Here is a 20,722-nt window from a genome sequence, read left to right on the forward strand (position 1 = left end):
GCATGGGTCGGCCTCTCACTTCAGCGTCAACCCGGTCACGCGCACCAGCCCGTCCGGCATCTGCTTGTAGCCCTCGAGTTTTGTACTATGCGCGATCAGGATCTTGCGGTGATAGATGTAGAGCAGTGGCTTTTCCTCGAGCACGAGCTTGGCCAGCTTCTCATAGATGGCTTTGCGCTGCGCCTGATCCGTCACAAGACGTCCGTCGTCGAGCGCCTTGTCGGCTTCGGCATTGGACCACGCGCTGTAGTTCTGCGGCGCGTTGGATTTCTGGAACACGTAGGAATTGCCGTCGGGGTCGATCCGGCCGCTCCAGGCCAGCATGAAGGCCTGGTATTCGCCTGATTCAGCCAGCTTCAGCGAGGTTGCGAATTCGGTGACCCTGATCTTCATGTCGAAGCCGGCTTCGGAGGCCATCGACTGGATCACCTGCGCCACCGCTTCGGTTTCCGCGCCCTTCGGCACCATGAAATCGACGCTGACGGGCGCCGTGACGCCGGCTTCCTTCAGCAGCGCCTTGGCCTTGGCGATGTCGCGGCCGCGGACCGGAAAGGCTTTCTGGTAATAGGGATGATCGGAATTGACCCATTGGTTGCCGGGCTTGAATTCGCCGTTGAACACCACCTGGTTGATGGCCTCGCGATCGAGCGACAGATCGAGCGCCTGGCGGACCTTTGCGGATTGGCTGAGCGGCCCCTTGGCCTTGTCCTTGCCGACGTTCAGCGTCACGCCCTGATAGCCGAGCTCGATGGCGCTGGATAATTTCAGCTTCGGGTCGCTCTGCACCGCCTTGATGTCGGTGGCGAGCAGGCGCTCGATCAGATCGAGGCCGCCGGATTTCAGATTGGCGAGACGCACGGTGGCGTCGACCAGCGGCAGATAAACGATGCGGTCGATCTTGATCGCGTCCTTGTTCCAGTAGTCGGCGAATTTCTCGAACACGATACGGTCCTGCTGCACGCGCTCGACGAACTTGTATGGCCCTGCACACACCGGCTTCAAGCCGAACTTGTCGCCTTCGGCCTTCGCGGCCTTGGGCGAAACCATCATGCCGGCGCGGTCGGTGAGCTGGGCGATCAGGGGCGAGAACGGCGTCTTCAACACCAGTTTGATGGTGAGGGGATCGACCACGTCGACACGGTCGAGCTGCGCCAGCTCCGGCTTGCGGAACGAGGTCGGCATGGTCAGATGGCGGTCGAGCGAGAATTTCGCGGCCTCGGCGTCCAGCGGCTCGCCGTCGTGGAATTTCACGCCCGGCCGCAGCTTGATGATGACCTCCTTGCCGTCGGCCGAGGTCTCATGCGACAGCGCGAGCTGCGGCACGATGTTGATCTTTTCGTCGATGTCGAACAGCTTGTCGCACAATGATGCGAACACGATGCGGCCGACATAGGTACGCCCGAGCGTCGGATCGAGAATGTCCGGGTCCTCGGCCAGGCCGATGCGCAGCGTGGTCTGGGCCTGAACACTCGCCTCGAACGACAACAACAGAGCTGCCGCAGTTACCGCTAAACGCAAGATTTTCATCGCAACAATCCCCTTGATTACACTGCTGCCGGTCGTGTTCCTGATATATCAACCCCGTTACGGCCCGCACCTTCCGCCCGCCCAAAGGCGGCGACCAGTTTTTCCAGCACCGGAGAAAAGCCGCCATCACTGGGAACGATGCTATCAGGCGCCGGCAGTTCCGCCATCCGATGGCAAGCGGTGGCGTGCCCCGTGCTGTCGGCCAAGAGCTGCGGCACGTCGGTGCGGCAGCGCTCGACCACGTAGGGGCAGCGGGTATGAAAGCGGCAGCCGGACGGCGGATCGAGCGCGCTCGGCATCTCGCCCTGCAGCACGATGCGGCTGCGTTTGGCCTGCGGCTTGGGTACGGGAATAGCTGACAACAGAGCCCGGCTATAGGGATGCCGCGGGGCGGCAAACAATGCCTGCGCATCCGCGGTCTCGACGATGACGCCGAGATTCATTACCGCGACGCGGTCGGCAATGTGCTTTACGACGGCAAGGTCGTGCGAAACAAAAATGTACGCAAGACCCAGCCGGTTCTGCAAATCGCGCAGCAGGTTCAGGATTTGCGAGCGGATCGAGACGTCGAGCGCCGACACCGGCTCGTCGCAGATGATCAGTTTCGGTTCCACCGCCAGCGCCCGTGCAATCGCGATGCGCTGGCGCTGGCCGCCGGAAAATTCATGCGGATAACGGCGCGCAAAGCGCGGCTCCAGCCCGACCAGCCGCAGCAATTCCTCGACCCGCTCGCGGCGGCGCGGCGCCGGCACCAGATCATGCAGCGCCAGCGGCTCGGTCAGGATCTGGCTCACCGTCATGCGCGGGTTGAGCGAGGCGTAAGGGTCCTGAAAGATGATCTGCGCGTCGCGGCGGAAGTTGCGCAGTTCATTGGCGCCCAGCGCGAGGAGATCGCGGCCCTCGAAGCGAACGCTGCCGGCGTCCGGTTCGATCAGCCGCAGCACCAGCCGGCTCACGGTGGATTTGCCGCAGCCGGATTCACCGACCAGCGCCAGCGTCTTGCCGGCCTCGACGCGGAAACTGACGCCGTCGACGGCCTTGACGAAGGCAGTGGCGCGGCCGAACACCGAACGTCCCGCGACGAAATGTTTTACAAGTCCTTCGACTTCGAGCAGCGCGGTCATGACACCAGCCGCTCCAGCGGCGCCCTGATGCAGCGCGAGGCGTGGCCGGGGCTGAGGATCGCCAGCGGCGGCGGCGCCGCGACGCAGATGTCGGCGACAAAAGGACACCGCGCCGAGAAGCGGCAGCCGGGCGGCGGACTGGCCATGTTCGGCACCATGCCCTCGATGGTGGCGAGATGCGAGGCGCGGCGGTCGAGCCGCGGAATCGAGCCGAGCAGGCCGACGGTGTAGGGATGCTGCGGATTGGCGAACAGCTCATCAACCGGCGCGCGCTCGACGATCTCGCCGGCATACATCACGGCGACCTCGTCGCAGACCTCGGCGACCACGCCGAGATCGTGGGTGATCAGGATGATCGCGGCGCCGCTCGCGGCCTTCAGCTCGCGCATCAGATCGAGGATCTGCGCCTGCAGCGTGACGTCGAGCGCGGTGGTCGGTTCGTCCGCGATCAGGAGGCGGGGATCGCAGGCCAGCGCCATCGCGATCATCACGCGCTGGCGCATGCCGCCGGACAGCTTGTGCGGATATTCGTCGACGCGCTTGTCGGGCGAGGGGATGTGGACGCGGCGCAGCAGTTCGATGGCGCGCTCGCGCGCCTGGCGCTTCGATCCGCCGCGATGGCGCAGGATGGTCTCGATGATCTGGTCGCCGATGGTGAAGCTCGGATTGAGCGAGGTCATCGGTTCCTGAAAAATCATCGCCAGCCGGTTGCCGCGCAGGTCGCGCAGGGTTTCGTCGGGGACGTCGAGCAGATCAAAACCGTCGAAGCGGATCGAGCCGGAAACTTCCGCCGAATGCTTCGACAGGAGCCCCATGATGGCGAGCGACGTCACGCTCTTGCCGCAGCCGGATTCGCCGACCAGTCCGAGTGTCGCGCCATTGGCCACGCTGAGATCGACGGCATCGACCGCGTGCGTCGAGCGGCCGTCGTCGCCATGGAAAACGACGCGCAGTCCCTCGATCTCGATCAGCGGGCTGGATTCTGGATTTGACGCGTTTTCTTGACGCGAACCGGTTCCCACTTCGCTTGAAAACGCTCTTGAGGTCATGCCTTGCCCGCGGCCGCTTTGATGCTGGCTTCGATCCCGGCGTCGATGGTCGCGCGATCGGTGATCCCGGCGGGATTCTTGCGCGTCGGCATGAATGCGCGGAAATGCACCCAGCGCTCGCGGCTCACTTCTTCGAGCCGCTCGAGCTCGCGCAGCGGATCGGTGTGGTCATCGACACGCAAATTGAGCTCGGACCATTCCTCCTCGCCATGGATCAGCAGCGCCGCGGACTGCTTACCGCGCTTGTCGCCGCCCGCCGCTTCGCCCGCATGCATTGCCGCGATCAGCCGTCGGGGAAAGGGTAGCCCAGCGTTGGCCACATAGGCTTTTGCGGTGTCGTCGAGCACGGCGGCGCCGGCCAGCATGTTGCCCGCGATCGAGAAGCCGTCGCCCTGAATGTGTCCGCACCAGTCGACGCAATCGCGGCCGGTATGCGCGGCGATGCGGCCTTTCGCGTCCATGATGTGCAATTGCCGGCTTTCGCGGCCGTCGTCTGTGGCGATCAGGGTCTTGAGGATGTCGTCCGGTGCACGTCCCTGGCTCAACAGTTTCACGCCGTCGATGCCGTAATAGGGATTGACCAGCGCCTGGGTCGCGATGCCGCCGATGCCGGCCACGACATGCGGTACGCGCGCGCCGACTGCGAAGAATTTGGTCGCGACCGCGATGCCGAACTGGCCGGTTGCGGGATCGCGCGCGATGATCGACCAAGTCATCTCAAACCTTACAAGTCATCTGAAGCCCTTATCGTCCGGCCGCGTAGCCTTGCATGCCCCGGGGATTGGCGGCCGCACGGCGGCGGCGGCCGACCTTGGAGGCGGCGGTGAGGCGGCCTTCCGACCAGTCGGGGCCGACCTCGACGACATGGCCGCGGCTCTTCAAGGTATCGATAGTCGCCTTCGGCACGCGGTTTTCAACGACCAGCACGCCGGGCCGGGCGGTGCGCGGCCAGAACGAGATCGGGAAATGTTCGGAGTGCCATGCCGGCGCGTCGATCGCTTCCTGCAGGTTCAGATTGGCGTGAACGTGGCGCAGGAAGAATTGCGTGGTCCATTGATCCTGCTGGTCGCCGCCGGGCGAGCCCCAGGCCATGTACGGTTCGCCGTCGCGTAGCGCCATGGTCGGCGATAGCGTGGTGCGCGGGCGTTTGCCCGGCGCCAGTGCCGCGGGATGGTCTTCCTCGAGCCAGAACATCTGGGCGCGGCTGCCGAGGCAGAAGCCGAGTTCGGGAATCACCGGCGAGGATTGCAGCCACCCGCCGGACGGCGTCGCCGAGATCATGTTGCCGGCCTGGTCGATGATGTCGAAATGCACGGTGTCGCCGCGCACTTCGCCGAAGCGGCCGACGGTCGGCTCGCCGGCGCCCATGGCGCCAACCGCCTCGCGATGGCCTTCGGCGCGGCGCATCTTGACGACCGAGCCAAAACCCTCGACGGAGCCCGGGAGGAAATCGAGCGAAGCCTTGTCCCTTGAGATCAGCTTGCGACGTTCGTCGTTATAGGCGTCCGACAGCAAGGTCGCGATCGGGATGTCGGTGAACTTTGGATCGCCATAGAATTTCTCGCGGTCGGCGAAGGCGAGCTTGGCGCATTCGATCTGCAGATGGATGAATTCGGGCCCAGTTGGATCGAGCCCGTCGAGTTCAAAACCCTTGAGCAGCGCCAGCTGCTGCAGCATGACAGGGCCCTGGCTCCAGACGCCGGGCTTGCACACGGTGTAGCGGCCGTAGTCATAAGTCAGCGGCGCCTCGACGGTCGGCTGCCAGCGCGCCATGTCGTCGGCACGGAGCACGCCGCGATGCGGTGAGCCGCTGACGTCCATGACGTCCTGCGTGCGGCAGAACTTGTCGATCGCCTCCGCGACGAAGCCGTGCGACCAGGCCTTGCGCGCGGCTTCGATCTGCGCGACGCGATCGCCGCCGGCGCTCTCGGCTTCTTTCAGGATGCGGGCGTAGGTTTCCGAGAGCTGCTTGTTGGTGAAGAGCGTGCCGGGTTTTGGCACTTCATTGTTCGGCAGATAGACCGCAGCCGATGTCTTCCAGTGATTGCGGAACAGTTTTTCGACGATCTGAATCGTCGCCGCCGCGCGCTCCACCAGGGGATAACCGTCGCGGGCATAGGCGATCGCGGGTTCCAGCACGTCGCGCAGCCGCATCGTGCCGTAATCGCGCAAGAGCAGCATCCAGGATTCGAACGTGCCGGGCACGCAGGCCGCGAGCAAGCCGGTGCCGGGCACCATCTCCAGCCCCTCGCTGCGGTAATGCGCGATGGTGGCGCCCGCCGGCGCCGGGCCCTGGCCGCAGATCACTTCGGTGCGGCCGCGCTTGGTGTCATGCACGATGATAGGCACATCGCCGCCCGGACCGTTGAGATGCGGCTCGACCACTTGCAGCGTGAAGGCGGTGGCAACGCCCGCATCGAACGCATTGCCGCCCTTTTCCAGGATGCCCATCCCGACCGCGGTGGCGATCCAGTGGGTCGAGGTCACGACGCCGAACGTGCCTTCGATTTCAGGCCTGGTGGTGAACGGATCGGGATTGATGTTGCTCATGGGAATCCGATGCTGCACTGGTATTTGGTGCGCCACTTGACCACAGTGAGAGCTTGCTGCCAACCGTTTGGTTGACCCATCCCTGTGATCAGGCAGGCACGGCCTCGGCCGGCGAATTGACGGCGTGGCAGGCGACGCCGTTGATCAGTGCGGGCGCCTGCTGGCGGCAGAGATCGTAGACCAGCGGGCAGCGCGGGTTGAAGGCGCAGCCGGGCGGTGGGTTGATCGGATTGGGGATCTCGCCCTTGACCGGAATCCGCTGGCGGCCGGACATCGCCAAATCAGGAACCGCACCCAGCAGCATCTTGGTGTAGGGCATCCGCGGATTGCTGAAGAGTTCGCGTCCTTCCGCGATTTCGACGATGCGGCCGAGATACATCACGCCGATGCGGCTCGCCATATGGCGCACCACGGCAAGGTTATGGCTGATGAAGAGATAGGTCAGGCCGAACTTGTCCTGCAGGTCGCGCATCAGATTGAGGATCTGCGCCTGCACCGAGACATCAAGCGCCGAGGTCGGCTCGTCGCAGACGATGAATTCGGCTTCCGAGGCCAGCGCGCGGGCGATCGCGATGCGCTGGCGCTGGCCGCCGGAAAACTCATGCGGAAATTTCAGGCCGTCGTCGGCATGCAGGCCGACGAGACTCAGCAATTCACCGACGCGTGCGGCGATGTCGCGCTCGCCCGCGATCAGGTCGAAGGCGCGGATCGGCTCGGAGACGATGGCATCGACCCGGAAGCGCGGGTTGAGGCTCGCATAGGGATCCTGGAAGATCATCTGGATGCGGCGGCGCAGCTTCTGCCGTACCTGCGCCTGCCTTGCATCGGTCATCGAGACGCCGTCGATGACGACTTCGCCGGAGCTCGGCGGCAGCAATCCGACCACCATCCGTGCCACGGTGGTCTTGCCCGAACCGGATTCGCCGACGAGGGCAAAAGTCTCGCCCTTCTTGATGCCGAAGGTCACGCCGTCGACCGCTTTCAGGAATTCCAGGTGCCCGCCTTCAAGCACGCGGTTGAGCCACGGCTTTGAGACGTCGAACTCGCAGCGCAAATTCCTGACGTCGATGAAGGGTGCCGCGCTCATGCCGCGGTCTCCTTGATCGCCGTCTTGGCCGCGTCATCATAGAGATGACAGGCCACGGCCTGCGTACCGTGTGCGATCGGCTCCGGACGCTCGACGCGGCAACGGTCGAAGACGAAGCCGCAGCGCGGATTGAACGAGCAGCCTTTCGGGATCGCCGACAGCCGCGGCATCGAACCGGGTATCTGCACCAGCCGCTTGTCTTCGCCCGCCAGCGTCGGGATCGCGCCCATCAAGCCCTTGGCGTAGGGATGCAGCGGGTTCTGCACGACGTCCTGAACCGGGCCGATCTCGGCAATCCTACCCGAATACATCACCGCGACGCGGTCGGAGGTTTCGGCGATCACGCCCATGTCGTGCGTCACCAGCATCACGGCGGTGCCATGGTCGCGGCCGAGGCGCTTGATCAGCGAGATGATCTGCGCCTGCACGGAGACGTCGAGGGCCGTGGTCGGTTCGTCGGCGATGATCAGATCCGGTTCGGCGCAGATCGCAAGCGCGATCACGACGCGCTGGCGCATGCCGCCGGAGAATTCATGCGGATAGGCGTCGATGCGTTTTTCCGGCGCGGGAATTCCGACCTCCGCCAACAGGTCGATGGCGCGCTTGCGCGCCGCGGTTTCCGAGAGATTGAGATGGGTCCGGATGGTTTCGACGATCTGGTCGCCGATCTTGTAGAGCGGATTGAGGCTGGTGAGCGGATCCTGGAAGATCATCCCGATGCGTTTGCCGCGGATGCGGCGGATCTCTTCCGGCGGCAGATGATCGATCCGCATCCCCGACAGATGGATCTCGCCGCCCGAGATGCGTCCGGGCGGATCGATCAGGCCGATCACGGCAAGGCCCGTCACGGATTTTCCCGCGCCGGATTCGCCGACCACGCCGAGCACCTCGCCCTTGGCGATGTCGAAGGAGATGCCGTTGATGGCGTGCAACACGCTGCGGCGGGTGTGGAACTCCACCTCGAGGTTACGCACGGAAAGGACAGGAGTCGTCATCGGAGCTTCGGGTTGAGCGCGTCGCGCAGCCAGTCGCCGAGCAGATTGATGGAAAGGATCAGTCCGGCCAGCGCAAAGCCGGGGAAGGCCACGATCCACCATTCGCCCGCAAACAGATAATTGTTGCCGATCCGGATCAGCGTGCCCAGCGACGGCATGGTATCGGGCATCCCGGCGCCGAGGAATGACAGCGTGGCTTCCGTAATGACGGCGAGCGCCAGGTTGATGGTGGCGATCACCAGGATCGGACCCATCGTGTTCGGCAGCACGTGACGCAGCATGATGATGGGGGCGGGGAGTCCGATCAATTGGGCGGCCGCGACATAATCCTTGTTCTTCTCGACCATGACGGAGCCGCGCACGGTGCGGGCATACTGCACCCAGAAACTCAGTCCGATCGCGATCACCAGCACCACCAGCGTACTCATGGCGTCAAGCCGGTTGCCGAACACCGACTTGGCGACGCCGTTGACCAGGAGCGCGATCAGGATGGCCGGGAAGGTGAGCTGCACGTCGGCGATGCGCATGATCAGGCCATCGACCGCGCCGCCGACATAGCCAGCGATCAGCCCAAGCGTAATTCCGAGCGTGCCGGCCAAGACGACGCCGAGCACGCCGACGACGAGCGAGATCCGAAGCCCGTAGAGAATGGCGGAGAACACGTCGCGGCCCTGTTCGTCGGTTCCGAGCAGGAACGGGCTCTGGCCGTCGGCGGTCCACAGCGGCGAAATGCGCGAGTTCATCAACTGAAGCTGCGCCGGATCGAACGGGTTCTGCACCGAAAGGACCGAAGCGAAGATCGCCAGCAGGAAAAACAGGAGCGTAACGGCTGCCGCCACCATCGTCAGCTTGGAACGGCGGAACGAATAGAAGATGTCGCTGTCGAGCGCGCGTCTGAACCAGCCCGTGCCGGCGCGCGTAACTGCTGCGCTTGGCTCGGCTTGGTGGGGAACGACGGCGTCGGACATCGATAATCTTTCTTTCAAGCCGGACGGCGGATGGTCGAGCGCAAGCGCGGATCGACGACGGTGTAGAGAATATCGACCACCAGGTTGATGGTGACGAAGATCAGCGACACCATCAAAAGGTAGGCGGCCATGATCGGGATATCGACGTTTTGCACTGCCTGCACGAACAGCAACCCCATGCCCGGCCACTGGAATACGGTCTCGGTGATGATGGCAAATGCAATAACCGAGCCAAATTGCAACCCGGCCACGGTGATGACGGGAACCAGCGTGTTCTTGAGCGCGTGGCCGAAATGGATCGCCCGCGTGGTCAGGCCGCGGGCACGCGCGAAGCGGATGTAATCGGTGCGCAGGACTTCCAGCATTTCAGCGCGCACCAGCCGCATGATCAGGGTCAGCTGGAACAGGCCGAGCGTGATGGACGGCAGGATCAGCGCCTTGAGGCCGGAAAGAGTCAGGAGGCCCGTGGTCCACCAGCCCACCCGCACGACATCGCCGCGGCCGAACGAGGGCAGCCAGCCCAGCGTCACCGAGAACAGATAGATCAGCAAAATACCGATCAGGAAGGTCGGTAGCGAAATTCCGATCAGCGATACGGCCTGGAATATTTTGGCAAGCGCGCTGTCGCGTTTGAGCGCCGAATAAACCCCCATCAGGATGCCGAACACCATCGCGAAGATGGTGGCGCAGATCGCGAGTTCCAGCGTCGCCGGCATGCGCTCGGCGAGCAGGCTCGAGACCGGCTGGCGGAATTGATAGGAAACGCCGAATTTGAACTGGGCGGCATTGCCGAAATAACGCGCGAACTGCATCACCACGGGATCGTCGAGACCAAGCGACTTGCGCACCGCTTCGCGTTCGGCCGCAGACGTATCCAGTGAGACGATCTGGTTGACGGGGTCGCCGGCGAACCGGAACATCGAAAACGAGATGATCCCGACCGCAAGCATGACGCCGATCGCCTGAATCGCCCGGCGAAGAGTGAAAGCGAGCATGTGATCCTTTCACTTCTCTCTTTACGCTGTGGCGGACGTCACTGTCCGCCGGAAACGAAAAGTCCCGGGGGCGCGAAGCCACCGGGACCTGGGTCGTTGGGCCTGCCTACGGTTCTTTGACCATCCAGTAGGGCAGGACCTGGTTGTCGGCGCGCTGCACCACTTTGAGCTTTTTCGACACGCCCCAGGCCAGCGCCTGCTGATGCAGCGGGATGTAGGCGTAATCCTTCGCCGCGATCTCGAACGCTTCCTTGATCAGCTGATCGCGCTTGGCAGGATCGGGTTCGACCAGCACCTTGTCGGTGATCTCGTCCATCTTCTTGTTGCAGTAGCCGGAAACGTTGGCTTCGCCGCGTGAGGATTTCGGGTCGTCGCGGCAGCCCATGATGTCATAGAGCACATTGTGCGAGTCCGACGTGCCTGGCGTCCAGCCGAGCAGATAGAACGATGACTGGTAGCCGCCGGGTTTCAGGATCTTGGCGAAATACTGCGCCTTGGGCTGCGCCAGCAGATCGACCTTGACGCCAATGCGCGCCAGCATGCCAACCACCGCCTGGCAGATCGCGGCGTCGTTGACATAGCGGTCGTTGGGGCAATCCATCGTGACCTGGAAACCGTCGGGATAGCCCGCTTCCGTCAAGAGCTTCTTGGCGCCGTCGGGATCGAATTTCGGGCGGGTAAAGTCCTTGGAAAGCGGAAACAGTTGCGGCGCAATCATCAGGGCCGAGGGCGTCGAGAGCCCACGCATCACGCGGGTCTTGATCAGTTCGATATCGATCGCCTTGAAGAAGGCCTCGCGGACCTTGATGTCCTTGAATGGATTCTTGCCCTTGATGTTCGAATACAGCAATTCGTCACGGGCCTGGTCCATGCCGAGGAAGATGGTGCGCAGCTCAGGCCCCTTCATCACCTGGGTGGTCGGGGTAGAATCGACGCGGCCGATGTCCTGGGTCGGAACCGGCTCCATGATGTCGACTTCGCCCGACAGCAGGGCGGCGACGCGCGTGGCGTCGGACCCGATCGGCGTGAAGACGATTTCCTTGAGATTGTGCTCGGGCTTGCGCCACCAATTCGGGTTCGCCTTGAACACGGTCTTGACGCCGGGCTGATGGCTCTCGACGGTGAAGGCGCCGGTGCCGTTGGCGTTGAGCGAAGCGAAGCTCGGCGTTGTCGCTGCGGCCGGCGTCGGTGCCGTGGCGTTGTTCGCCTCGGCCCACTTCTTGTCCATGATGTACCAGGTATCCCATTGGTAGTGCAGAATGGGATTGGGCGAGGTCAGGATGAAATCGACGGTGTTGTCGTCGACCTTGACGACCTTTACGTCGGCGGCGATGCGGGCCTGTACGTTCGAACCCTTGGCGCGAGCGCGGTCGGCCGAGAACACCACGTCGTCGGCGGTGAAGGGGTCGCCGTTCTGGAACTTGACACCCTTGCGCAAATGAAAGCGCCAGCGGGTCGGCTCCGGGGTTTCCCAGCGTTCGGCCAGCCCCGGTATGATCTTCAGGTCCTTGTCGCGCGCAATCAGGCCTTCATAGACCTGCCCAAGATGCGCATGCGTGGTGGATTCGTTGAGCGTATACGGATCCAGCGATTTGAGGTCGCCCTGGTTGGCGTAGCGCAGGGTCTGGGCCGATGCCGGCGCAACCGCAAAGCCGAGCATTGTAACCGTAGCCACTGCAAGCAAACTCTGACGTAACGACATTTGTTCGATTTCCCCGCTTTGATCAGCCCAATTCCGGAATAGCGGCGGATATTGCCGATCCATGTTGCCAAAGTCCAGCCACCGCGCAAGCGCGATCCCCTTCAGCGGACCGGTTTGCACCGCGATGCGGCAACGTCTAGCTTCACCTTAAGCCGAGCGCGAGACCGCGTTACATTAAACTTTCGGAGTGCGGGGTGGCGGAACTGAAGGCTGACGTTCTTGTGTTGGGGGCGGGCATGGTCGGCGTCGGCGCTGCCCTGCACCTGCAGAAAAAGGGCCGCGATACGGTCCTGATCGACCGGCACGAACTTGCCGGCGAGGAGACCAGCTATGGCAATGGCGGACTGATCGAATGCGCGTCGGTCTTTCCCTACATGTTTCCCCGCGATCTGCGCCAGATCCTGCAATATGCAACCAACCGTACGCCGCAGCTGCGTTATCATTTCGCCGATCTGCCGTCCTTCCTGCCCTGGCTGATGCGTTACTTCCTGGCGTCTTCGCCGGAGCGTGCGCTGCACAGTGCAATGGCCGAACTGCCGCTGATCCAGCGCAGCCTGGTCGAGCATGAGGCGCTGATCGCGGAAGCCGATGTGCCGGAGCTGTTGCGCCGCACCGGCTGGATCAAGCTCTATCGCTCCGATGCGACGCTGGCGAAAGCGGTGAAGGAACTCGAACGCGCCAAGCAATATGGCGTCGCGGGCGACATCCTCGACGCATCTGCTATCGCGGCGCGCGAGCCGAATTTGACCGGCGATTTCGCCGGCGCGGTGCATTTTCCCGATCCCGGTTTTGTCCCCGATCCCGGCGGCCTCACCAAGGCCTATGCGGCGCTGTTCGGCCGCAAGGGCGGCCGGTTCCTGGTCGGCGATGCGCGAACGCTCGAACAATCCGGTGCGCGCTGGCGCGTCGCAACCCAGAAAGGGTCAATCACCGCGCGCGAAGTCGTCGTCGCGATGGGGCCGTGGTCCGATCAGATCTTCGCCCCGCTCGGCTATTCGATCCCGCTCAACGTCAAGCGCGGCTATCACATCCATCTGGCGCCGCGCGGCAACGCCGTGCTCAATCATCCCGTGCTGGACACCGATCAGGGCTTTCTGCTGGCGCCGATGAACCGCGGCATTCGCCTGACCACCGGCGCCGAGATGGCCCGCCGCGATGCGCCGCCGACCCCGGTCCAGGTCGAACGGGCCATGCCAAAGGCGCATAAGTTGTTTCCCCTGGGGGAGCCGGTCGACGCCCGGCCATGGAAGGGGGCGCGGCCCTGTTTGCCGGATATGCTGCCGGTGATCGGGAAGGCGCCCCGCCATCCCGGTTTGTGGTTCGATTTCGGCCACCAGCACCACGGCCTGACGCTCGGACCCGCAACCGGCCGGCTGCTGGCGGAAATGATGACCGGCGAGACCCCGTTTGCCGATACTACCCCTTTTGCTGTCGAACGTTTTGGTTGACCATAGGGGGCGAATGGGGGCCCCGGAAGGCGGTCTTGTCCTTGCGTGACTCAGCCAGTCACGGTGATACTGCGGCAAGCCATTAATGAAGGAGCGGCCATGAAGGTAAACGTCGAAATTGATTGCACGCCGCTCGAGGCCCGGCAGTTTTTCGGCCTTCCGGACGTTCAGCCGATGCAGACGGCGGTCATGGACAAATTGCAGCAGCAGATGATGGCCAACATCGACAAGGTCTCGCCGGAATCGCTGATGCAGTCCTGGTTCACGTTCGACCCCAAGATCGCTGAACGCTTTCAGGACATGTTCGTGACCATGGCCGGTCTCGGCGGCATGGCCAAGAAGGACAAGAAATAGTGGCCGTCGCGGAGGACTCGCCGGCGGCAGAACGCAAGCTTCGTCCGCCGAGCCTGTTCCTGATGCTCGCCGAAGCCAGAAGCGTGTTCGAACTGAATTCGAGTCTGCTGCTGTCGCCGCTGTTGATGCGCGCCCCGAAGGGCGACGGTCATCCGGTGCTGACGCTGCCGGGATTCCTCGCCAGCGATTTGTCGATGGCGCCGATGCGGCGCTACCTGAAGGAGCTCGGCTACGACAGCTATGCCTGGAACATGGGCCGCAATTTCGGCGGCGTCGCCAGCAAGCGCGGTGCGCTGCGCGACCTCGTCAAGCGAATCCACGAGACCACGGGACGAAAGGTCAGCATCATTGGCTGGAGTCTCGGCGGCATCTACGCACGCGATCTCGCGCTGCAACTGCCGGACCTGGTGCGATCGGTGATCACGCTCGGCAGCCCGTTCGCCAACGACATCACCGCGACCAATGCGACGCGACTGTACGAAGCGCTGTCGGGGGAAGGCATCAACGACAATCCAGAGATCCGGGAAGCGATCGCCGGCGACCTGCCGGTGCCCGCGACCTCGATCTATTCCCGCACCGATGGCATCGTGAACTGGCGTACCAGCCTGCTGCGCCCCTCCAGCACGGCCGAAAATATCGAGGTGCATCTCGCAAGCCATATCGGCCTTGGCGTCAACCCGGCCGCCTTGTGGGCGGTGGCCGACCGCCTGGCGCAGCCGGAAGGCGAATTTAAGCAATTTGACCGATCGGGGCCGTTTGCCATTGCATATGGGGCCCCGGAAAATGCACTATCCTGACCAAGGTCGTTGAAGACCGGGGACACCCAACCCCCGTCTTCAGGACCATCTGAACGCCAGAAGCGCCATCAAGGCGTCGCGTGATCTCTGCGGGAGGAAAACATGACTGACGCCAAGAAACTGTCCTCGATGGACGCGTCGTTTCTGTATCTGGAAACGCCGGAAATGCCGATGCATGTCGGAAGCATGGCGATCTTCCGCCTGCCTGAGAATTACAACGGCAACTTCTTCGAAGAGTTCAAGGCGATGATCGGCTCGCGGCTGCATCTTGCGCCGATCCTGAAGGCGCGCCTGGAAAAGGCGCCGCTCGACATCGATCATCCGTCCTGGGTCGAGGACGACCAGTTCGACATCGACCGCCACATTTTCCGCGGCAGCCTGCCGGCCCCCTACGACCGCGCGACGCTGGAGCGCATCGTCGGCTGGATGCATGCCAAGCTGCTCAACCGCGCGCGCCCGCTCTGGGAGTTCTATGTCTTCGAGGGCATGAAGGACAACGAGATCGGGCTTTATTCCAAGATGCACCACGCCTGCATCGACGGCGGCGCCGGTGCGGCGCTCACCAACATGATCTACGATCTGACGCCGGTGCCGCGCCAGGTCGAGCCGCCGACCGCGCGCAAGGTCGCGCAGGAGCCGCGCGATATCGCCGCCAACCTGATCGATTCCTATCAGCAGCTCTGGCGCCAGCCGTTCGATTCCTCCACCGCGCCGAAGAGCCTGGAATTGCCGCGTTCGGGCAAGAGCGATCTCGGATCGATCCTGTTCGACAACGCCATGTTCCAGATCGAGAGCGCGGTGAAATTCGCCGCCAGCGTGCCGACGATGCTCAAGAGCGTTTCCGAAGTGGTCGGCAAGATTTCCGATCCGAAGTCGCGCGACAGCATCGCCAGCATGGTTTCGCCGCCGACCATCCTGAACAAGGCGATCTCGTCGGAGCGCAGCTTTGCCGGCACCTCGATCTCGCTGTCGCGGGCCAAGGCGGTGGCGAAGGCCTCCGGCGGCAAGCTCAACGACGTCGTGCTGGCGCTGTCCTCCGGCGTGGTGCGGCGCTATCTGCTGCAGCAGGGCGCGCTGCCGACCAAGTCGCTGACGGCGGCGGTGCCGATTTCGCTGCGCGAGGAAGGCAACACCGAGGCCAACAACCAGGTGTTCGGCATGATCTGCTCGATCGCCACCAACGTCGAAGATCCCAAGGGGCGGCTGGAGGCGATCATCGCGCAATCCACCAAGTCCAAGGAAATGTCGCACCCGCTGCGGGCCTTGATGCCGCAGGTGTCCAACATCTCGATGCTGGGCGCGCCGATCGTGGTGCAGATCCTGGCGCTGCTCTACAGCCGTTCCGACCTCTCGAACGTGCTGCCGCCGGCGGCGAACATCACCGTGTCCAACGTGCCGGGGCCGCGGCAGACGCTCTATGCGGCCGGCGCGGAGTTGCTGCACATCTTCCCGGTGTCGATCTCGACCCACGGGCTGGCGCTCAACATCACCGTGCAGAGCTATCGCGACCAGCTCGATTTCGGCTTCATCGCCGGCGCCAACATCATCCCGCATGTCCAGGTCTTGTGCGACATGCTTCCGCTGGAATTTGAAGCGCTGGAGGCGGCCTATGCGCCGCCGCCGTCCAAGATGACCAGCGCGGCTGAATAGGGTTTTGCAATGATTGAAATGCCGCCGCTGCAGTTCGCCGAGACGAACGGCATTCGCATGGGTTACTACGAGGCCGGGCCGAAGACCGACAAGCCGCCGGTCATACTGTGCCACGGCTGGCCGGAGATCGCGTTCTCCTGGCGTCACCAGATCAAGGCGCTAAGCGAGGCCGGGATCCGGGTGATCGCGCCGGATCAGCGCGGCTATGGTTCGACCGACCGGCCCGAGCCGGTCGAGGCCTATGACATCGAGCACCTGACCGGCGATCTCGTCGGCCTGATGGACCATCTGAAGATCGACAAGGCGATCTTCGTCGGCCACGACTGGGGCGGCTTCATCATCTGGCAGATGCCGCTCCGCCACATTGACCGCGTTGCCGGCGTGGTCGGCATCAACACGCCGCATCACGATCGCCCGCCGGCCGATCCGATCGAGCTGTTCCGCAAACGGTTCGGCGACAGCATGTACATCGTGCAGTTCCAGGATCCGGCCCGCGAGCCCGACAGGATTTTCGGCAGCCGGGTCGAGCAGACGTTTGACGCCTTCATGCGCAAGCCGGTGCCGCGGCCCGCCGACACGCCCGCCGATCAGGTGGTTGCCGGCGTCGGTGCTTCACCGCGACTCAATTTGGCGTTTCCGCAGATGATTGCGGGTTACGACGCCAAACATGATCCGCGCACACCAATCCTGTCGCCGGAAGAGAAGAAGGTGTTCGTCGATACGTTCACGAAGTCAGGTTTCACGGGCGGGATCAACTGGTACCGCAACATGTCGCGCAACTGGCAGCGTTCGGCCGCGATCGATCACACGGTGAAAGTACCGGCGCTGATGATCATGGCCGAGAACGACCATGTGCTGCCGCCGTCGTCGGCTGACGGCATGGAAAAGATCGTTCCCGATCTCGAAAAATATCTGGTGCGCGACAGCGGCCATTGGACGCAACAGGAAAAGCCGGACGAGGTCAGCGCCAAACTGATCGAATGGCGCAGGAAGCGGTTTGGGTGAGAAACGTAAACGTCGTCATTACGAGCGAAGCGATTTGAGCCGTCATTCCGGGGCGATGCAAAGCATCGAACTACGATGTGCTATTGCACATCGGAGAATCTCGAGATTCCGGGTCTGGTCCTTCGGACCATCCCGGAATGACGAAGAGAGCAATGACGGGATGAGCGCGGCGCATTAAGACAATTGAGGCAGGGGTAATATCGACAATGGCGTCACCGAACAAACTCAGTCCGATTCCGCATCCGCCGAAAAAGCCCGTTGTCGGCAACATGCTGTCGCTGGATCCGAACGCGCCCGTTCAGCATCTGGTGCGGCTGACCAAGGAGCTCGGGCCGATCTTCTGGCTCGACATGATGGGTGCGCCGCTGGTGATCGTGTCGGGCCACGATCTCATCGACGAACTGTCCGACGAGAAGCGCTTCGACAAGGCGGTGCGCGGCTCGCTGCGCCGGGTGCGCGCGGTCGGCGGCGACGGGCTTTTCACCGCCGATACGTCAGAGCCGAACTGGAGCAAGGCGCACAACATCCTGCTGCAGCCGTTCGGCAACCGCGCGATGACGTCCTATCATCCGAGCATGGTCGATATCGCCGAACAGCTGGTCAAGAAGTGGGAGCGGCTGAACGGCGACGAGGAGATCGACGTCGTCCACGACATGACGGCGCTGACGCTGGATACGATCGGCCTTTGCGGCTTCGACTACCGCTTCAATTCGTTCTACCGCCGCGACTATCATCCGTTCGTGGAATCGCTGGTGCGCTCGCTCGAAACCATCATGATGACCCGCGGCATCCCGCTCGAAGGCCTGTGGCTGCAGAAGCGCCGCAAGGATCTGGCGCTGGACGTCGCCTTCATGAACAAGATGGTCGACGAGATCATCGCCGAGCGCCGCGGCAACGCGGAAGCCGCCGAGGGCAAGAAGGACATGCTCGGCGCCATGATGACCGGCGTCGACCGCGCCACCGGCGAGCAGCTCGACGACGTCAACATCCGCTACCAGATCAACACCTTCCTGATCGCGGGCCATGAGACCACCAGCGGCCTCTTGTCCTGCACGCTCTATGCGTTGCTCAAGCATCCCGACGTGCTGAAGAAGGCCTATGAGGAAGTCGACCGCGTGCTCGGTCCCGATGTCGACGCGCGGCCGACCTATCAGCAGGTCACGCAGCTGACCTACATCACGCAGATTCTGAAGGAGGCGCTGCGGCTGTGGCCGCCGGCGCCGGCCTATGGCATCGCCCCGCTCCAGGACGAGACCATCGGCGGCAAATACAAGCTGAAGAAAAACACCTTCGTCACCGTGCTCGTCATGGCGCTGCACCGCGATCCCAGCGTGTGGGGCCCGAACCCTGACGCGTTCGATCCGGAGAATTTCAGCCGCGAGGCCGAGGCCAAGCGTCCGGTCAACGCCTGGAAACCGTTCGGCAACGGCCAGCGCGCCTGTATCGGGCGCGGCTTTGCGATGCACGAGGCGGCGCTGGCGATCGGCATGATCCTCCAACGATTCAAGCTGATCGACGTCAACCGCTACCAGATGCATTTGAAAGAAACGCTGACGATCAAGCCGGACGGCTTCAAGATCAAGGTGCGCCCGCGTGCCGACAAGGAGCGCGGCGCGTTCGCTGGTCGCGCCGCTGCCGCGGTGGCGGCCTCGAACACAGCCGCAGCACCAGCCCGCAACCGCCCCGGCCACAACACGCCGCTGCTCGTGCTCTACGGTTCCAACCTCGGCACCGCGGAAGAACTCGCGACCCGCGTTGCCGATCTCGCCGAGGTCAACGGATTTTCGACCAAACTCGGCGCCCTCGATGACTACGTCGGCAAGCTGCCCGAGCAGGGCGGCGTCCTGATCTTCTGCGCCTCCTATAATGGCGCCGCCCCCGACAACGCCACGCAATTCGTCAAATGGCTGGACAGCGGCTTGCCCAAGGATGCGCTGGCCAAAGTCCGCTACGCGGTGTTCGGCTGCGGCAACAGCGACTGGGCGGCGACCTATCAGTCGGTGCCTCGTGCCATCGACGAGCAATTGGCCGCGCACGGCGCGCGCAGCGTCCATAAGCGCGGCGAGGGTGATGCCCGCAGCGATCTCGACGGCCAGTTCGAAAAATGGTTTGCCGCCGCCGCCGCCGCGGCAACCAAGGAGTTCGGCCTCGCGTCGACCTTCACCCGCAGCGCCGACGACGCGCCGCTCTACACGATCGAGCCGGTGGCGCCGACCGCCGTCAACGTGATCGTGGCGCAGGGCGGCGTTTCCCCGATGAAGGTGCAGGTCAATTCCGAGCTGCAGAACAAGGCCGGCGACAATCCGTCCGACCGCTCGACGCGGCATATCGAAGTGCAACTGCCACCGGGCGTTTCCTATCGCGTCGGCGATCACCTCAGCGTGGTGCCGCGCAACGATCCGGCGCTGGTCGATTCCGTCGCGCGCCGTTTCGGCTTCCTGCCCGCCGATCAGATCCGGCTCGCGGTCGCCGAAGGCCGCCGCGCGCAACTGCCGACCGGCGACGCCGTGTCGGTCGGGCGGCTCTTGACCGAGTTTGTCGAGCTGCAGCAGATCGCGACCCGCAAGCAGATCCAGATCATGTCGGAAAACACGCGTTGTCCGATGACCAAGCCGAAGCTGCTGGCCTATGTCGGCGATGACGCCGCCTCGACCGAGCTCTATCGCAATGATGTACTGGCGAAACGCAAATCGGTGTTCGACCTGCTGGAGGAATACCCGGCCTGCGAGCTGCCGTTCCATGCTTATCTCGAAATGCTGTCGCTGCTGGCGCCGCGCTATTATTCGATCTCGTCGTCACCGGCGGGCGATGCTTCGCGCTGCAGCGTCACCATCGGCGTGGTCGAAGCGCCTGCGAGTTCGGGCCGCGGCGTCTACAAGGGCGTCTGCTCGAACTATCTCGCCGGCCGCCGCGCCGGCGACACCATCCATGCCACGGTGCGCGAAACCAAGGCGGGCTTCCGCCTGCCGGACGATGCGTCGGTGCCGATCATCATGATCGGACCCGGCACGGGGCTGGCGCCATTCCGCGGCTTCCTGCAGGAGCGCACCGACCGCAAGGCCAAGGGCGCGAGCTTAGGCGCGGCGATGCTGTTCTTCGGCTGCCGCCATCCCGAGCAGGACTTTCTCTACGCCGAAGAACTGAAGGCGTTCGCCGCCAACGGCATCGCCGAACTGCACACCGCGTTCTCGCGCGCCGACGGGCCGAAGACCTATGTGCAGCATCTGGTCGCGGCGCAAAAGGATCAGGTGTGGAATCTGATCGAGAAGGGCGCGATCGTCTATGTCTGCGGCGACGGCGGCAAGATGGAGCCGGACGTCAAGGCCGCGCTGGTGTCGATCTATCGCGAACGCACCGGCGCGGACGAAGCAGCAGGCCTGCGCTGGATCGACGATCTCGGCGCCAGGAACCGCTACGTGCTGGATGTGTGGGCGGGAGGATAGTCTTTCATCCGTCGTCCCGGCGAACGCC

General features: G+C 63.6%; 16 protein-coding genes. 6 read left to right on the forward strand and 10 right to left on the reverse strand.

Features of this window, described 5'->3' with window-relative positions; genetic code table 11:
* Positions 1-15 precede the first annotated feature (15 nt).
* The 10 genes from JQ629_RS21090 to JQ629_RS21135 form a co-directional block, all read right to left on the reverse strand.
* The gene (locus JQ629_RS21090; RefSeq protein ID WP_212414301.1) at positions 16-1,527 is read right to left on the reverse strand and encodes an ABC transporter substrate-binding protein; all 1,512 of its coding nucleotides are present in this window, start codon (positions 1,525-1,527) and stop codon (positions 16-18) included.
* 17 nt (positions 1,528-1,544) lie between these two features.
* Positions 1,545-2,651 carry an ABC transporter ATP-binding protein gene (locus tag JQ629_RS21095; RefSeq protein WP_212414302.1) on the reverse strand — a complete coding sequence of 369 codons (1,107 nt, stop codon included), beginning with the start codon at positions 2,649-2,651 and terminating at the stop codon, positions 1,545-1,547.
* A complete protein-coding gene (locus JQ629_RS21100; RefSeq protein WP_249135186.1) occupies positions 2,648-3,700 on the reverse strand; it encodes an ABC transporter ATP-binding protein in 1,053 nt (350 codons plus the stop codon). Before JQ629_RS21100 ends, JQ629_RS21095 begins: the two co-directional genes overlap by 4 nt.
* Positions 3,697-4,416: a DUF1028 domain-containing protein gene (locus JQ629_RS21105; protein WP_212414303.1), complete on the reverse strand. Its 720-nt coding sequence runs from the start codon at positions 4,414-4,416 to the stop codon at positions 3,697-3,699. Before JQ629_RS21105 ends, JQ629_RS21100 begins: the two co-directional genes overlap by 4 nt.
* 28 nt (positions 4,417-4,444) lie before the next feature.
* Positions 4,445-6,250, reverse strand: coding sequence for a gamma-glutamyltransferase family protein (locus tag JQ629_RS21110; RefSeq protein WP_212414304.1), 1,806 nt, complete (start codon positions 6,248-6,250; stop codon positions 4,445-4,447).
* A gap of 88 nt (positions 6,251-6,338) precedes the next feature.
* Positions 6,339-7,337, reverse strand: coding sequence for an ABC transporter ATP-binding protein (locus JQ629_RS21115; RefSeq protein WP_212414305.1), 999 nt, complete (start codon positions 7,335-7,337; stop codon positions 6,339-6,341).
* The gene (locus JQ629_RS21120) at positions 7,334-8,332 is read right to left on the reverse strand and encodes an ABC transporter ATP-binding protein (RefSeq protein ID WP_212414306.1); all 999 of its coding nucleotides are present in this window, start codon (positions 8,330-8,332) and stop codon (positions 7,334-7,336) included. Before JQ629_RS21120 ends, JQ629_RS21115 begins: the two co-directional genes overlap by 4 nt.
* Entirely contained in the window at positions 8,329-9,300 is a 972-nt protein-coding gene (locus tag JQ629_RS21125) for an ABC transporter permease (RefSeq protein WP_212414307.1), read from the reverse strand. Before JQ629_RS21125 ends, JQ629_RS21120 begins: the two co-directional genes overlap by 4 nt.
* 14 nt (positions 9,301-9,314) lie before the next feature.
* Positions 9,315-10,295, reverse strand: a complete 981-nt coding sequence (locus JQ629_RS21130) for an ABC transporter permease (protein ID WP_212268443.1) — start codon at positions 10,293-10,295, stop codon at positions 9,315-9,317.
* A 106-nt stretch (positions 10,296-10,401) separates the two neighbouring features.
* Positions 10,402-11,997, reverse strand: a complete 1,596-nt coding sequence (locus JQ629_RS21135) for an ABC transporter substrate-binding protein (RefSeq protein ID WP_212414308.1) — start codon at positions 11,995-11,997, stop codon at positions 10,402-10,404.
* Positions 11,998-12,191: 194 nt separating this feature from the next.
* Here JQ629_RS21135 and JQ629_RS21140 point away from each other — a divergent pair, with 194 nt between their 5' ends.
* The 6 genes from JQ629_RS21140 to JQ629_RS21165 all read left to right on the forward strand — a co-directional run bounded on the left by JQ629_RS21140 (position 12,192) and on the right by JQ629_RS21165 (position 20,694).
* Positions 12,192-13,445 (forward strand): NAD(P)/FAD-dependent oxidoreductase, encoded by a 1,254-nt coding sequence (locus tag JQ629_RS21140; RefSeq protein ID WP_212414309.1) that lies wholly within the window; start codon positions 12,192-12,194, stop codon positions 13,443-13,445.
* A 99-nt stretch (positions 13,446-13,544) separates the two neighbouring features.
* Positions 13,545-13,799: a DUF6489 family protein gene (locus JQ629_RS21145; protein WP_209843454.1), complete on the forward strand. Its 255-nt coding sequence runs from the start codon at positions 13,545-13,547 to the stop codon at positions 13,797-13,799.
* Complete coding sequence (locus tag JQ629_RS21150; protein WP_212414310.1) at positions 13,799-14,596, forward strand: alpha/beta hydrolase; 798 nt, start codon at positions 13,799-13,801, stop codon at positions 14,594-14,596. Before JQ629_RS21145 ends, JQ629_RS21150 begins: the two co-directional genes overlap by 1 nt.
* A 102-nt stretch (positions 14,597-14,698) precedes the next feature.
* On the forward strand, positions 14,699-16,246 hold the full coding sequence (locus tag JQ629_RS21155) for a WS/DGAT/MGAT family O-acyltransferase (protein WP_212385792.1): 1,548 nt from the start codon (positions 14,699-14,701) through the stop codon (positions 16,244-16,246).
* 9 nt (positions 16,247-16,255) lie between these two features.
* A complete protein-coding gene (locus JQ629_RS21160) occupies positions 16,256-17,251 on the forward strand; it encodes an alpha/beta fold hydrolase (RefSeq protein ID WP_212385791.1) in 996 nt (331 codons plus the stop codon).
* Positions 17,252-17,457: 206 nt separating this feature from the next.
* On the forward strand, positions 17,458-20,694 hold the full coding sequence (locus tag JQ629_RS21165) for a bifunctional cytochrome P450/NADPH--P450 reductase (protein WP_212414311.1): 3,237 nt from the start codon (positions 17,458-17,460) through the stop codon (positions 20,692-20,694).
* Positions 20,695-20,722 lie beyond the last annotated feature (28 nt).

It is taken from the genome of Bradyrhizobium sp. AUGA SZCCT0222 (assembly GCF_018130205.1).
In the GTDB taxonomy this organism is placed as follows: Bacteria; Pseudomonadota; Alphaproteobacteria; order Rhizobiales; family Xanthobacteraceae; genus Bradyrhizobium.